Below are 13,309 nucleotides of genomic sequence, written 5' to 3' on the forward strand. Positions count from 1 at the left end.
TTCGGAAGATCTGTGTTGGCTCACGAGAACTTCAATGATCCGCACATGTGGCCCAACGGGAGAGCATTCCTGCGGGCTGCTCAAAAAGTCTGTCCAGCAAGGCCGCAACCGACGAAAGCACCGGAGGCGTAGCCTCAGGGCTACGTTGAGGATGCTTTCGAGGCGAGAACGAAGCTGGCGGACTTTTTCAGCAGCCCGCTAATGGATTGCGGAAAAGTCTACAGTAAAGCTCGATTCTCCGCCGTTCGCAGGAAAAACCGTGATCGTCGTCTGAGCCTTCGGGTCGAAGTCCGCATAGTTGAATGACGCAATCACCTTCGCGACGAATCGCGGGCTCTCGGGCCAGGCAGCGCTCCGGTTGGCAAATCCATCGAAGCGGACCGTCACGGGCTTGATGGTTTTCCCTCCCTGCTCGAACACCATATAGCTATCCACCGCAAAGTTGGGCGCATTCCCGAAGATGACGGTACTGACCAACATCGTCTGACCGTCCAGCACCTGCGTCACCTCGGCCTCGCTCGGCTGAAGCCCCCGAAGGGCCATATGCGTCGCCATGACCGACAGGCCTCCGAGCTTCGTGATCAAAAATCCGCTGGGATGGAGTTCGTCGGTGGCGCCGAATCGAACATAAAATGTATCGGGAGGATTCCGCTTCTGCGCCGCCTCTTTCCCCTGATCGAGGGCGGCCTGAATCTGCTCCGCGGCAGGATGCACGTCGATGGCATGGGCCGACAGAGGAAGGAGCCAACTCAGCGTAACCACGCTCCCGAACCGCACGATGTTCTTCAACCCATAGACCGATGCAAACTGCATGGCATGCCAGTACCAGATCACTTTTCACCTGTCAACGAACGGCCCCAATGCTCTTCAGCCGGTTGACAACGGCGAAGACGAAGTGATAAACAACCGAGCCGCTACTTAGCGTGCCTTTTCAAGAAGTTATACGGAGGAGCTCGATGTCAACCCCTGAACAAACCCCAGCAACCCAAGCGCCAGTCCCGGCGCCGAAACGTCAATATGTGAACTTCGCCTTCTATAAAATCGACCCGGCCTGGCGTCGTCTCCCGGAAAGCGAACGCACCAAGGGCAAGCAGGAATTCCTGAACGCGGTCGAAGAATATGCAGGCCGAGTGCTCGTGGTGGCCTACTCCTCAATCGGGATCAGAGGCGATTGCGACATCATGCTCTGGCGGATCAGCTACGAGCTGGAACTGTTCCAGGACATGACCTCCAAAATCCTGGCCTCAGGCTTGGGCCAGTATCTGACCACTCCCTACTCCTATCTCGCGATCACCAAACGCTCGGTCTACGTGGATCACCATACCCACGAGAACCAGGAGAGCAAGCGTTTGACCGTCGTGCCGGGAAAAGCCAAATATATTTTCGTCTATCCGTTCCTCAAGACGCGCGAATGGTTCCTTCTCACCAAGGCAGCACGGCAGGGCATGATGGACGAGCATATCGAAGTCGGCCATCGCTTCCCCTCGGTGAAGCTGAACACGACCTATTCGTTCGGGTTGGACGACCAGGAATGGGTGGTGGCGTTTGAGAGCGATAAGCCGGAAGACTTCCTGGACCTCGTGATGGCGCTCCGCGAAACCGAAGGCTCACGTTACACCTTGCGCGACACGCCAATTTTCACCTGCATTCGCAAGACCCTCAAGGAAACCCTCGACACGCTCGGCGGCTAACGCCACAGTCGGGAAGAAACCTCGGATACGGCCTTCGGTCTCGCGATCGAAGGCCGTATTTTTTGAGAGAACTCCCCTACACTTAGACAAGAGGGGGGACATCCCAGCAGGATGCTCAAAAAGGCCGTCCAGTGAGGCCGCAGCCGATGAATGCACCGGAGGCGTACCCTCGGGGTACGTTGAGGATGCGTTCGAGGCGAGAACGAAGCTGGCGGGCTGTTTCAGCATTCTGCGGCGGATTCGCCGCTTTGACAGCCGAATCGCCCATATGGTACCTCTAAAGGCTGAGGGGCGGATATTTACGAACCAGGCGCCTCGACACTTGCAATGGCTGATAATAACGCACTCTACGCGATTCGCTTTCCCGACGGATCGTTGAGCCTATACATCGACGAAGACTACGCGGTTGAACGAGGGGTCGACCCTGCCACCCTCACACGCGTGGAAATCCCACGGGACATGTTCGTCAGCGGGACCATTCAAGAGATTCGCGAATATGTCGCCCTCTATCTGGAATCGCGCCATTCCGGCACCGCATAGGGGCTCCAAATGACCACCATCGCTTCACCCACGTCCCTCCTGACCGCTGACATGATCCGATCCGTCATCGACGCCATGCCGATGCAAGGCAGGATTATGCTGCGCCTGATCCTGCTCCAGCACTTTGACGTAACGGACGAAGAAATTCTGTACATGGTGGCAGACCAGCCGGATCCCCGCTGCGTCACCGGCACCAAGCGCATCCACGGCCTCATGACCAAAGAATCGATCAAAGCCGTCACGGACCGGCGCGATCAATACCGCCGGCAAGTGCGACTCAAGCGGGAACGGACCTGGCTGCAATGCGAATCGCTGCAGCGGCTCCTGCGCCTGCGCGAAGGCCTCGCCGACCGCGCCCGGATCCTCCTGACCGAGCGTTTCGCCCTCTCCGCCGAAACCCTCGACGCCTTGGAAGCCTCCGCCAGAACCGTGCTGCCCAGGCCGGCCATCCGCCTGCTGGAACAACGGTGGGAAGATAATGAAGTCACGGCCGAGGACTATCAGCAGCAACGGCTGAGCATCGAGTACCAAACCCAACTTCGCATGGCCGAGAAATATCGCAAACGGCTCAACCTGGCGGAGCGTGAGCGACAGACCGCGATCTATGCGCCGCTGCAAGACCACGAAATCGGGCATGTGTGGGGCATCCCAGCCGGCAGTCTGGCGGCGCGGAAAGTCAAATACCTCACGCAATATCTACAGGCGCTCCAGGCGAAGTTACAGATCAGTGCGCCAGGCCTCGCCCCCACGACCGTGCCCTTGGATTTGTGGAGGGAAACCTTCGCGGTGCTCGCGGAGCAACCAGTCGAACGGTCGCTTTCGACCTACGACGGGCTGGAAAAGACCGAGTCCGCGCTCATCGACAAACTCACCTTGATGGTCTGGGGCAACCTGGCAGAGGAAAGCGAGGTCAAATTCTGGACGTCGCTCGTCTTCGGCGCCAGCTCCAATGCCATGCATTCAGAAATCACCAGAAATCTATTTGGGCTGCAGCGGCTCACCGCCATCCTCAACGACATGGACACCTCGATTGAAACCTTGGATGAAGAATTACTCAAGCGGACTGCGCCGCGGCAGAAACTTGAAGCAGGTGCGCTGGATGGCCCGGCTGAGCCAGCCGTAAAGGAATTGAGCGAAATGCAGGCCCAGATCCTCAACAGCATGAGAGGGGAAGACGCGACTGGCAGAGCCTCCGACAAGTGGTAGAACAGCGTGCCTGATTGCGCTTTGCGCCCGGTAAGGTATAACAGGTCTACATCATGGCCACATTATCGAGTATCCAGCCACCGTTTCAACTCCGTCGGATTTCGCTCGTCCTGACCCTTGTACTTCCCCTATTCGCCCTCATCTCGTTACCGGTCTCTGCTCACGCATCCGGGCTGTTGGAGATCACCGAGCTCCTCTCCCACCCGGAACAATACGACCGCCAGGAAGTGGTCGTCACAGGCCAAGTCACCAACGTCCAGCTCGCGACGAATCGGCAAGGCCAGCCTGCCTACGGATTTTTATTGAAAGATTCAGCCGGCACACTGAAAGTCATCAGCCTCGGGCAGGTCGAAGTCCGGGAAGGCGACCAGGTGATCGTGGAAGGCATCTTCGCGCGCCTTCGCCAGGCAGGACGGACGATCATCTACAACGAAATCAAAGCCCTCTCGATTAAGCCTCTGAACCGGCTCAACCCGGACCTCGTCGGGTAACCTCTCTTCTTTGTCCGTCGTTCGTATCTCGCAACGAAAGCTATCAGCCGTCAGCGTTCAGCCATCAGCTCCGATCCGAAAACGAGATGCGTTTCACGAGGGACGCTTCACGATCATCCGGCTAGGCGCATTCCTCGTGAATGAGGGGAGGTCCCGCCATCGTATCTTGCACGACGTGCAGCAAGCCCTTCATCGCGAAAGGCTTCGACAGAAACGGGATCCTGTCGAGTCGGAAGGGTATCGTGCCGAGCTTCATCCCCTGCGCGGCAATCTCAGCAGGCGACGCAGCCGACATACAGATGACGCGAATGGCCGGGCGCATCTCCACGACGCGGACGAGCAGCTGATGCCCATGGACACAGGGAAAGTCGCTCTCCGTATCGGCCAATCGAAAGTCCGGGCGCGGCAGAAAAAGATCGAACAGCAGCAGATGAATGTCATCGGCATATTCGGCGCAAATCTTCAGGGCTTCGGCACTGCCGGAGGCATCCAGCACATGAAAGCCTTCCGACATCAGCGCCTTACGGCAGATCAACACCGTTGACGGATCGTCGTCGACGATCAACACGGTCTGCGAGAGAGCCATGCATCACCTATTCAGAACGCCATCGCGTCGCACCGCAAGCCTCTACTCAAGGCAAGGTGCGCTATTTCTGCCTTCTCCTCTATCGGCGCGCCAGAGAAGAGACTTGAGGAAGGGGCGTCTTCAACGGCGAGAGGGAAACTTCAAAAACCAGCGAAGCAGCGCATCCTGCATGCGATGCGGCAGGAGCAGGGTCAGGAGCGCGCGGAACTTGGCATCGGAGCCGACCAGGTAATGGGTCTTGGGGCGCCGGGCCGTCAAGGCATGCTCCACCGCTCGGGATACGGCAGCGACAGAAATCGCCCGCCTCGCTGCCTCGTCGATCGCCCGGCGAACGCAGGCGAGATGTTCGGCATAGAGCGGCAACGCTTCATGTTCTATCGTCGCCTGGAGCAGATCGGCGGCCTTGGTCGATTTCTCCCAAATCGGCGTCGCAATCGCGCCGGGTTCGACAATCGACACCTCGATCCCCCAGCAATCCAACTCCAGGCGCAGCGCCGTCGTCATCGCCTCCAACGCAAATTTTGACATCGAATAGGGTCCCAGAAACGGCATGGTCGCCCGCCCCGCAATCGACCCCATATTCACGATGCGGCCTCTCCCCTCGCGCAAGAGAGGCAAGAAGGCTTGCGTGACCGCAACCGCTCCAATCACGTTCACGTCAAATTGTTTCCTCAACTCGGCAATCGGCAACACTTCCAAGGGGCCGGCGACTGCGATACCGGCATTATTGACGAGCCCGGCTATTCCTGCGTCACCCACAGCCGCCTTGACCAGGGCAGCGGCCTGCGCGATCGAGACCTCATCCGTCACATCCAGCAGCACCGGCATCAGCCGCTGACTCCCTCGCGCTTTCAGTACGTCGCCGTCCTCTTGCTTCCGTACCCCGGCAAACACCCGAAACCCCATAGCATCCAGATGCAGGGCACAAGCGGCTCCAATCCCGGTTGACGCTCCGGTGATGACCACACTATTTACCCGCACGACAGACGACACAGACACCTCGAGTCACGCAATCTACCACCATAATTTACAGGCGATAACATATTAAGATTAACAATGCTTGTCAATTAGTTACAATGCAAACCTCTACCTGAAAAGCAATCTTTTAACGAATAGATCAAGCGGGCGAGGAAACGATGGAAAGGGAATCGACCGAGAAGCTATTTGTCCTGGCGGTAACGCATGCGGGTACCGTGAAGCAGCGAGAGCTCAATCTCGGCGGCAGTCAGTTCGTCCGGGAAGTAGGCCCCTGAAATCTTCGCGGCATTGATGCTGGCGCCTTCGAGCCTGGACTGTCGAAAATCCAGACCGCGCAGATCGGTTTGACGCAAATAACATCCGCTCAAATCAAGCCCTTCGACAGTCAACCCCCGGAGATCGAGGTTACGCAAATCGCAATTGCATAAGTCCACCTGGTCGCCCGCCGCCCTCTTGGCATTGAACTCGGTGATGCAACCCTCACGCAACAGAAGATACATCGGATCCTTCGTGATCCGCAGAGCCGGATGAAAGGGAGGGGGCGTATCCATAGGATTTCACCTGCCAGGTTATCACTCAGCGCTATCGGAACATTTCAACCGGACTTGAGGCCCCGTCACCCAAGGGGAACCGTGAGCGTGACCTCGTTGCCACGGTCATTGTACGAAAGGTCTGGGAAGAACGACCGCACGAGAAAAACACCCCGTCCGCTGGCATCGGCCGTCGAGCAGGCCTCCAACCCGGCATTCGCGCGCGGCTTCCAATTGAACCCCTGCCCTTCGTCTGTAATCTGATACGTCAACACCTGTTGCCGCTTGTCGTAGATGGCCCGAATGGTGACCCGGCGATCCCGGAATCGAGCATCCTGCGCGCGTTGCTGAATCAGCTCGTCATACTGGTCTTTCGCCATCGCCTCGATCTTGTCCCGATAGCGAAGTTCGAGACAGCCATGCTCGACCGCGTTCATGATGAGCTCTTGCAGCGCAGACCGAAGATGGAGCTGCCGTGCCTCCACCAGCCCCATGGCCGTCCCTTGGATAAGCCAGGCCACGGTGCTCTCAACCGCGTCCGGATCAGGGGCCATAACCAAATGATACTCCAGTCGTTCGATCCCAGCCGCATCATCCACCGTAGTGGGCAGCCGATAGATCGCCCGTTGCAGCACATGCGAGAGCGTTTGCTCGTCAATCGGCTGCGGCACATAGTCGATGGCTCCGGCGCGCAACCCTTCCATCGTCGATTCAACCTGGCCTGCGCCGGTCAGGAGCACGACCGGGCAGGTCGGGCGCCGCTCATGAATCTGCCTCACTAGGACGATCCCATCCTGTTCCGGCAGAAACAGATCCACGAACACGATGTCCGGCTGCGTCATCTCGAAGGTCGACAACCCCAACGCGGGCGTCGAAGCAGAAATGACCGAATGCCCTCGCTCGCGCGCATGCTCCAGGATCATGGAGTGCGTAGCAGGATTGTCGGCCACGACAAGCAACGTACGAGCCTGTGCCCGTGAACGAGGCATGGCGATCATGATGGGAATCCTCCGGCAATCAATTTCCGAAGCGCGGCATGCACCTCGGCCAGGAGCCTCTCGACATCGGCGCAGACCGCCTCGGCCTCCGCGAGCGCGCCCTGGAGTCCGAGTTCTTCCAACTGTTTTGCGCGCTCGAAGAGGCGCGGCGCGCAGATCGGAATGACGGACCCCTTCAACTTATGCGCAGCCGCCACCAACCCATCACGATCCTGCCGTGCCAGCGCCGCCTTCGCCGCCGCGACCTCTTTGGGACTCTCTTGCAAAAATAGTCCCGCCAAGGTGATCACCAAATCCCGATCGCCATCCGCTTGGTTCAAGGCCTCGGAAAGATCCAACACCACTGGGCTATCCATGGGACTTCTCCTCCTGGTACTCAGTCAATACCAGCCCCATCACCGCCGCATCATCCGAAAAATGCTGCGCCTGCTGCCAGATTCGAGCGGCAGAAAAACACGCCGAAATGGTCTCGGACAGCGACCGCTGCCTCCCCGCGTCGATCACCGCCTGGAACCGCTCGCGGCCCCACAGCTCCCCGCGCGGCGACGGCACTTCGTAAATCCCATCGCTCAGTAAAAACAACCGGTCGCCCGGCTTCAACGAAACGCGGTCGTTGGCAAATTCCGCAGACGGATCGATACCAAGGGGGAACGAGGCGCGCGTGAGCCATCGGGACGGACCCTCAGCCAAACAGAGCAACGCGCCGGGATGGCCGGCGGCGGCATAGGTCAGGCTGCCGGTCGGCAAGTGCAGCTGTCCTACCCATAAGGTGAAATACTCCCCGTCCGCGCTCATAGGAAACCGCCGGTTGGCCTCGAACAGCACCCTCTCAGGATCGTATGAGCCGAGCATCTGTAGAATATTTTCCACCCGCAGAAAGGTCATCAACGCGGCCGAGCGCAGCGCCGCGGCAACTCCGTGTCCCGACGCATCCAGAATGTAGAGGCCGAGATGGTCCTTATCGATCGCCATCACATCGAACAGATCCCCGCCCAGCGTCAAGGAGGGCTGATATTCCCACGCGAGTGCGATACCCGGGATGGGGCTGCCTTGACGAGGGAGCAACGAATGGACGAAGGACGCAGCCGACTGCAGATCCGCATCCATCTCCGCCTGCTTCGTTTGCAATAAGAGCAGGGACGATTCCAGTTTTGCGGCGGTCGTTTCCAGTTCACGCACCAACCGGCTGGTGCGCAGGCCTGCCAGCACACGGGCGCGCATTTCTTCCTTGCTGGCCGCTTTGCTCAAAAAATCGTCGGCGCCACGTGCCAACCCCTCGGCAATCTGCGCCGGTTGATCGCGGGCCGTCATCAACAGGAGGTACATGGATTTCATCGCGGGATCGCGCCGCAGCGTTTCGCAGAACGTGGGGCCGTCCATCTCCGGCATCATCCAGTCGAGCACGATCAGATCGGGCCGTTCGCGCCGGGCCATTTCAAGCGCCTCGCGCCCGTTGTCGACCTCCAACACCCGATGTCCAAACCGCTTCAGCCGCGCCGCCATGCTGGCCCGCGTGACCGGCTCATCCTCCACCAGCAAAATCAACCCAGGCATCGCGCAGGGAGAGTCCGGCGAATCGACGGAACGCGCGAGCGGCTTGGCTGAGTTGAGTTTCATGAGTCTACCCCGTCGGCGGCGAAGCGATTACGCCGCTCGCACAGCGAGTGCCTCTCCCTCGGTCTCATAGACCGGGATCATCTTGGGAATATTCGCCAGACTCATGATTTCCCGCACATAGCTCTGCGGTTTCAGGAGACTGACCTGGACCTGCTGGACTTTGAACGTCTGAGACAGGAGGGCGAGCAGCCCGAGACCGGAACTGTCCATGAATCGAACCTGCTCCAGATTCACAATGAGGTGCCGACAGCCTCCACTCCTCACCTGCTCCACGGCGGTCTTGAACGCAGCCCGGTTGCTGTACGTCAGATCGCCTTTCAAGTCCAATACCGTGGCGTCTTTGATGTCACGCTGTGTAATTATCATGGTCAAGATCCTTTCATCCGTTACACTCAAGTGATGACATCAACCCCCGCGTCGTCTGACGCGTCTATCAGGCCATGCGGTTCGCGTGAGCGAGCATGGCCGCAGGGATGTGATCCAATGACAATATCTTGTCGACGCAGCCCAGCTTGATCGCCTCCTTCGGCATACCGAAAACCACGCAACTCGCTTCATCCTGCGCGATGGTATAGGCGCCGGCCTGCTTCATCGCCAACATCCCCTTCGCGCCGTCGCCGCCCATGCCCGTCAGGATCACGCCGATGGTATTCGCGCCGGCATAGCGCGCAACGGAGTCGAACATCACATCGACGGATGGGCGGTGCCGGTTGACCGGAGGGTCCTGGTTGAGGCGAACGCTGTACCGGGCTCCGCTGCGGACCAAGGTCATGTGATAACTGCCTGGAGCGATCAACGCATGTCCCGGCAAGACACTGTCGCCGTCTTCCGCCTCCTTGACGGAAATACGGCAGAGCTGATTCAAACGATCGGCGAAGGTCTTCGTGAACCGTTCAGGCATATGCTGCGTCACAATGATCGGCGGCGTATTCGGCGGCAACACTTCGAGCACCGCCCGCAACGCTTCCGTCCCTCCCGTTGAAGCGCCGATGGCGATAATCGTGTCGGTCGTCTTAATCATCGCCGACGAGCCGAGCGGCAAGAGACGAGCGGCCAGAGGTTCGGCTGTCCCACGACCCCCTGCCCCCCTACCCCTCACTTTCGCCATCGCCGCAGCCTTGATCTTGGTGATCAGGTCCTGCGCCACCTCGTCCATCCCCTCACGAAGATCGATCTTGGGCTTGGTGATGAAATCCACCGCGCCCAGCTCCAACGCGCGAAGCGTCGTGTCGCACCCGACTTCCGTCAGCGAACTGACCATCACGACCGGCATGGGGTGGCCCGCCATCAATTTTTCAAGGAACGTCAGCCCGTCCATCTTGGGCATTTCCACGTCCAGCGTCAGCACATCCGGATTCAGCGCTTTGATTTTCTCGCGCGCGATGAACGGATCAGGCGCCGACCCGACCACTTCGATGCCGGGGTCCCGCGACAGCAGTTGCGCCAGCACCTGCCGCATCAGCGCCGAGTCGTCAACCGTCAGGACGCGAATCTTTGCCATGAGAGATTCTCCTCAGTCGCTATCAGCTGTCAGCCTTCAGCGATCAGCTCGGGAGCTGACCGCTGAGAGCTGATCGCTTCCCGTCAGAACAACGTGACGTTGCTGGACTCTTGTTCGCGCACCAGTTGCTTCTGGTACTGCATTTCCCGATCGAAGATCGTGTCGTTCTTGACCCGCTGAATTTTCTTCATCAAGACGCGGCCCGAGTCGAGAAAGTAATACAGTTTCCTGGGGTACACGTCGCCCAGATCGGTCTTCTGCGCTTCGAGCCCTTCGTTCTTAAGATATTCCAACGCCCATGCGGCGTTATTCGCGCCGATGTCGATATTGCCTTCGTAAATCTTCCCGCCGCCAAAGAGCTTCACCTCAAGACGATGCCGGAGCCCTCCCCGCTTGAGGATTTCATTGATCAGGCTTTCCATGGCGTATGAACCGTAGCGCGTCGACTCCCCACCCCAGGCATCCCCCGATTGGTGTTCCTTCGGAGCCGGCAACATAAAGTGGTTCATCCCCCCGACGCCGGCAATCGGATCGCGGATGCAGGCGGACACGCAGGAGCCCAGGACCGTATAGACGATCATCGGAGTCGCGCTGACGAAAAACTCCCCCGGCAAGATCGCCGCGATCTCTTGAGAGAAGCGGCTGTCGCGCATACGCCTAACATGGGCAAACGGATCACTCATTCAAGCCTCATCATTCGTGAAAAAACGTCATTCGTGAAACGTGAAGCGTATCTCGCAAACCAGGAAGTCCTCCGCTTGCGAACGACGAGATGCGAAATACGAGCGACGCATTAGGCTTCTTTCTGATAGATCGTCGGCGCAATCGCCTTAAACGGTTGGTCCAGCCGCTGCAGGCTCTCCGAATGTCCGATGAAGAGATAGCCGCCCGGCTTCAGATAGCGATAGAACTTGTTGACCAATTGCGCCTGCGTGGGACGATCAAAATAGATCATCACGTTGCGGCAGAAGATTAGATCCAGGGGGGCTTTGATCGGAAAGGTCTCGTCCATCAAATTGATCCGGCGATAGCGCACCATCTGGGTCAGGTGGGGTTTGACCTTGATCATGCCGGCGCTGTTCCCCTTCCCTTTCAGGAAATGCCGCTCGACGATTGACGCCGGGAGCTCCCGCACGCGCTCATCTTCGTAGACGCCCGACGCGGCTCTGGCGAGCACGCGCGTCGAAATATCCGACGCCAGAATTTTGAAGTCCCATCGGTCAGGATCGGGAACGCTGTCATAGAGCGTCATCGCGATGGTATAAGGCTCCTCGCCGGAGGACGATGCCGACGACCAGATGCGGATGCGCCGGCTGGGCTGCAGCGTCGGCATGATCTGCTCCCGCAAAAAATCGAAATGCTTAGGCTCACGGAAGAAATCGGTCTTATTCGTCGAGACCAGATCCAGGAGCAGCGTGAATTCATCGCTCTCCGTCTGACCCGACACCATATCGTAGTAGGCTTGAAACGAGTCCAGCTCCAACGTGCGCAGCCGCTTGGACAGCCGGGACACGAGCAGCGTTTTTTTGCTCTCATTTAAGCTGATACCGCACTCTTGATAAATGAGCGCGCGAAACTGTTCGAACTCTTTAGGGGTGATCGAATAGTCCATAACCAACGAGGCTCCGTATGTGGCGAACAACGAGCGTGGCATCCGACGGTGACACAACGAGCGGGAATCGTCCCCCTTCGCAGGCACACCACGCCGTGCAAACAATGCAACCCGTCGATGCTCTATCGGTTAATTGCTGTCGATTCTTGACTGGAGTCTTGGGTGGGCTAAGGAGTTGAAATTAGGGAGGGAATACAGGCCCCGGACCCCTAGGGCCCAGACGGGAGGTCCCCGGCCCTGTCTCACCCCTCCGTCATTGACGCGGGAGGGAGAAACCGCCGGATGTGAAGCCACCCAAGGTGGGCAGGAAGAACGATCTGCCGCGTCTACCCTCGCCTCGCGTCAGGAAGCCGGGTACCAGGCAAACAACATGAGATAGACCAGATAGGCCGTCGCCATGGTGCCGGAAAAGGTCCAAACCAGCAGCTGCCCCAACCGGCGATGCAACGACAGCCGGGACGACATGGCGCCCACGCTCCCGTAGCGAATCCGGTGAAGCCCCATGTAGAGGTTGTACCCGCCGAGACTGATCGTCGTCACCGCCAGCGCCATATGGATAGAAAACAACGGCACATAGAGCGACCAGTAATGGGTGTCAGGCCCCCCGAATCGTTCGCGGCCGAAGAGCACCTGTTTCAAGACATAGGCGACAAGCCAGATCCCGACGATCGTGCAGGCCACGATCATCCGCCTGGAATGATGCGAGACTTCATGCTGCTTGGCAGACCGAACGCCGGCCATTGCGACCAGGTAGGCAGCCGTGATGCTGGTGAGCACGCCATACCAGAGCCAACTCTTCATGTCCATAACGCCCTCCAATAAAGCCGGAGAGATGCTTGCCGGTTAATGCTCTATCGGTTGAACGAAGCTATTCCTTAATGGCTCGACTCCTGAATGATTATCGCCGGATATCCCTCTGCTAACAAAATAAACGCGTTTCCTCACCATTTGAGCCGTTCCGGTCCCGCCGGTCCGCCAGCCTCGCTCATTTCCGTCCCCTGAGAGGCGGCGAGAAAACTCGGTTTAGGCAAAAAGAACAGCTGAAATCTTCCGAGTGATATCGCGGTCCGAACAACCACAGGATGCTCAAAAACACCGCCCAGCAAGGCCGCAGGCGAATCGAAACCGGAGGCGTACCCTCAGGGGTACGTTGAGGATTTCGATGAGACGAGAACGACGCTGGCGGACGTTTTCAGCCTGCTGCTAAAATTCCTCGAACTCGCGATCCTTGCCGCTGCTGGAGGCAACCGCAGCCAGTTTCTTGAGCAACGGCTTCGGTGCCGCGTGATGCGTATCTCGTGAAGCGTATCTCGTTCCAGAGCCGGATGTTCCACGACTTGCAGGCGCTTCACGCTTCACGTGCGACGCGTCACTGGTCCCGCTCATCTTGAACGAGGCCACCTGGGTCATGAGTTCCTTGGCCTGCTCCTTCATGGACTGGCTGGCGCTGGTCGCCTCTTCCACCAAGGCCGCGTTCTGCTGCGTCGTTTCGTCCATCTGCATGATCGCCTTGTTCACCTGGTCGATCCCGCTGGCCTGCTCCTGCGAAGCCGCCGAGA

17 protein-coding genes are annotated in these 13,309 nt (G+C 58.7%); 4 read left to right on the plus strand and 13 right to left on the minus strand.

Annotated elements, in window-relative coordinates; all coding sequences use genetic code 11:
* Positions 1–198: 198 nt before the first annotated feature.
* Entirely contained in the window at positions 199–834 is a 636-nt protein-coding gene (locus NT179_00625) for a hypothetical protein (protein ID MCX5720520.1), read from the minus strand.
* A gap of 122 nt (positions 835–956) precedes the next feature.
* On the opposite strand from NT179_00625, the gene NT179_00630 reads away from it, so the two are divergent.
* The 4 genes from NT179_00630 (at position 957) to NT179_00645 (ending at position 3,928) form a co-directional block, all read left to right on the plus strand.
* Positions 957–1,691 carry a chlorite dismutase family protein gene (locus tag NT179_00630; GenBank protein MCX5720521.1) on the plus strand — a complete coding sequence of 245 codons (735 nt, stop codon included), beginning with the start codon at positions 957–959 and terminating at the stop codon, positions 1,689–1,691.
* A 327-nt stretch (positions 1,692–2,018) separates the two neighbouring features.
* A complete protein-coding gene (locus tag NT179_00635) occupies positions 2,019–2,231 on the plus strand; it encodes a hypothetical protein (GenBank protein ID MCX5720522.1) in 213 nt (70 codons plus the stop codon).
* A gap of 9 nt (positions 2,232–2,240) precedes the next feature.
* The gene (locus tag NT179_00640; GenBank protein MCX5720523.1) at positions 2,241–3,437 is read left to right on the plus strand and encodes a hypothetical protein; all 1,197 of its coding nucleotides are present in this window, start codon (positions 2,241–2,243) and stop codon (positions 3,435–3,437) included.
* Positions 3,438–3,490: 53 nt separating this feature from the next.
* A complete protein-coding gene (locus NT179_00645; GenBank protein ID MCX5720524.1) occupies positions 3,491–3,928 on the plus strand; it encodes a cytochrome c maturation protein CcmE in 438 nt (145 codons plus the stop codon).
* A 121-nt stretch (positions 3,929–4,049) separates the two neighbouring features.
* Here NT179_00645 and NT179_00650 read toward each other — a convergent pair whose 3' ends face one another.
* From NT179_00650 to NT179_00705, 12 genes are all read right to left on the minus strand, one after another.
* Complete coding sequence (locus tag NT179_00650; protein MCX5720525.1) at positions 4,050–4,514, minus strand: response regulator; 465 nt, start codon at positions 4,512–4,514, stop codon at positions 4,050–4,052.
* A gap of 120 nt (positions 4,515–4,634) precedes the next feature.
* Positions 4,635–5,507, minus strand: a complete 873-nt coding sequence (locus NT179_00655) for an SDR family oxidoreductase (protein ID MCX5720526.1) — start codon at positions 5,505–5,507, stop codon at positions 4,635–4,637.
* Between the two features lie 167 nt (positions 5,508–5,674).
* The gene (locus tag NT179_00660; GenBank protein MCX5720527.1) at positions 5,675–6,043 is read right to left on the minus strand and encodes a pentapeptide repeat-containing protein; all 369 of its coding nucleotides are present in this window, start codon (positions 6,041–6,043) and stop codon (positions 5,675–5,677) included.
* Between the two features lie 65 nt (positions 6,044–6,108).
* A complete protein-coding gene (locus NT179_00665) occupies positions 6,109–7,020 on the minus strand; it encodes a response regulator (GenBank protein MCX5720528.1) in 912 nt (303 codons plus the stop codon).
* Positions 7,017–7,376 carry an Hpt domain-containing protein gene (locus NT179_00670; protein ID MCX5720529.1) on the minus strand — a complete coding sequence of 120 codons (360 nt, stop codon included), beginning with the start codon at positions 7,374–7,376 and terminating at the stop codon, positions 7,017–7,019. Before NT179_00670 ends, NT179_00665 begins: the two co-directional genes overlap by 4 nt.
* Positions 7,369–8,637, minus strand: coding sequence for a SpoIIE family protein phosphatase (locus NT179_00675; GenBank protein ID MCX5720530.1), 1,269 nt, complete (start codon positions 8,635–8,637; stop codon positions 7,369–7,371). The genes NT179_00670 and NT179_00675 overlap by 8 nt, the downstream gene beginning before the upstream one ends.
* A gap of 27 nt (positions 8,638–8,664) precedes the next feature.
* The gene (locus NT179_00680; GenBank protein MCX5720531.1) at positions 8,665–9,003 is read right to left on the minus strand and encodes an STAS domain-containing protein; all 339 of its coding nucleotides are present in this window, start codon (positions 9,001–9,003) and stop codon (positions 8,665–8,667) included.
* 67 nt (positions 9,004–9,070) lie between these two features.
* Entirely contained in the window at positions 9,071–10,138 is a 1,068-nt protein-coding gene (locus tag NT179_00685; protein ID MCX5720532.1) for a chemotaxis response regulator protein-glutamate methylesterase, read from the minus strand.
* A gap of 83 nt (positions 10,139–10,221) precedes the next feature.
* Positions 10,222–10,821, minus strand: a complete 600-nt coding sequence (locus NT179_00690; protein ID MCX5720533.1) for a chemoreceptor glutamine deamidase CheD — start codon at positions 10,819–10,821, stop codon at positions 10,222–10,224.
* A 110-nt stretch (positions 10,822–10,931) separates the two neighbouring features.
* A complete protein-coding gene (locus NT179_00695) occupies positions 10,932–11,750 on the minus strand; it encodes a protein-glutamate O-methyltransferase CheR (protein ID MCX5720534.1) in 819 nt (272 codons plus the stop codon).
* Positions 11,751–12,092: 342 nt separating this feature from the next.
* Positions 12,093–12,557 carry a DUF420 domain-containing protein gene (locus NT179_00700; protein MCX5720535.1) on the minus strand — a complete coding sequence of 155 codons (465 nt, stop codon included), beginning with the start codon at positions 12,555–12,557 and terminating at the stop codon, positions 12,093–12,095.
* Positions 12,558–12,953: 396 nt separating this feature from the next.
* A partial coding sequence (locus NT179_00705; GenBank protein MCX5720536.1) for a methyl-accepting chemotaxis protein occupies positions 12,954–13,309 on the minus strand: 356 nt, incomplete at its 5' end.

Source organism: Nitrospirota bacterium (assembly GCA_026387665.1).
Classification (GTDB): Bacteria; Nitrospirota; Nitrospiria; order Nitrospirales; family Nitrospiraceae; genus Palsa-1315.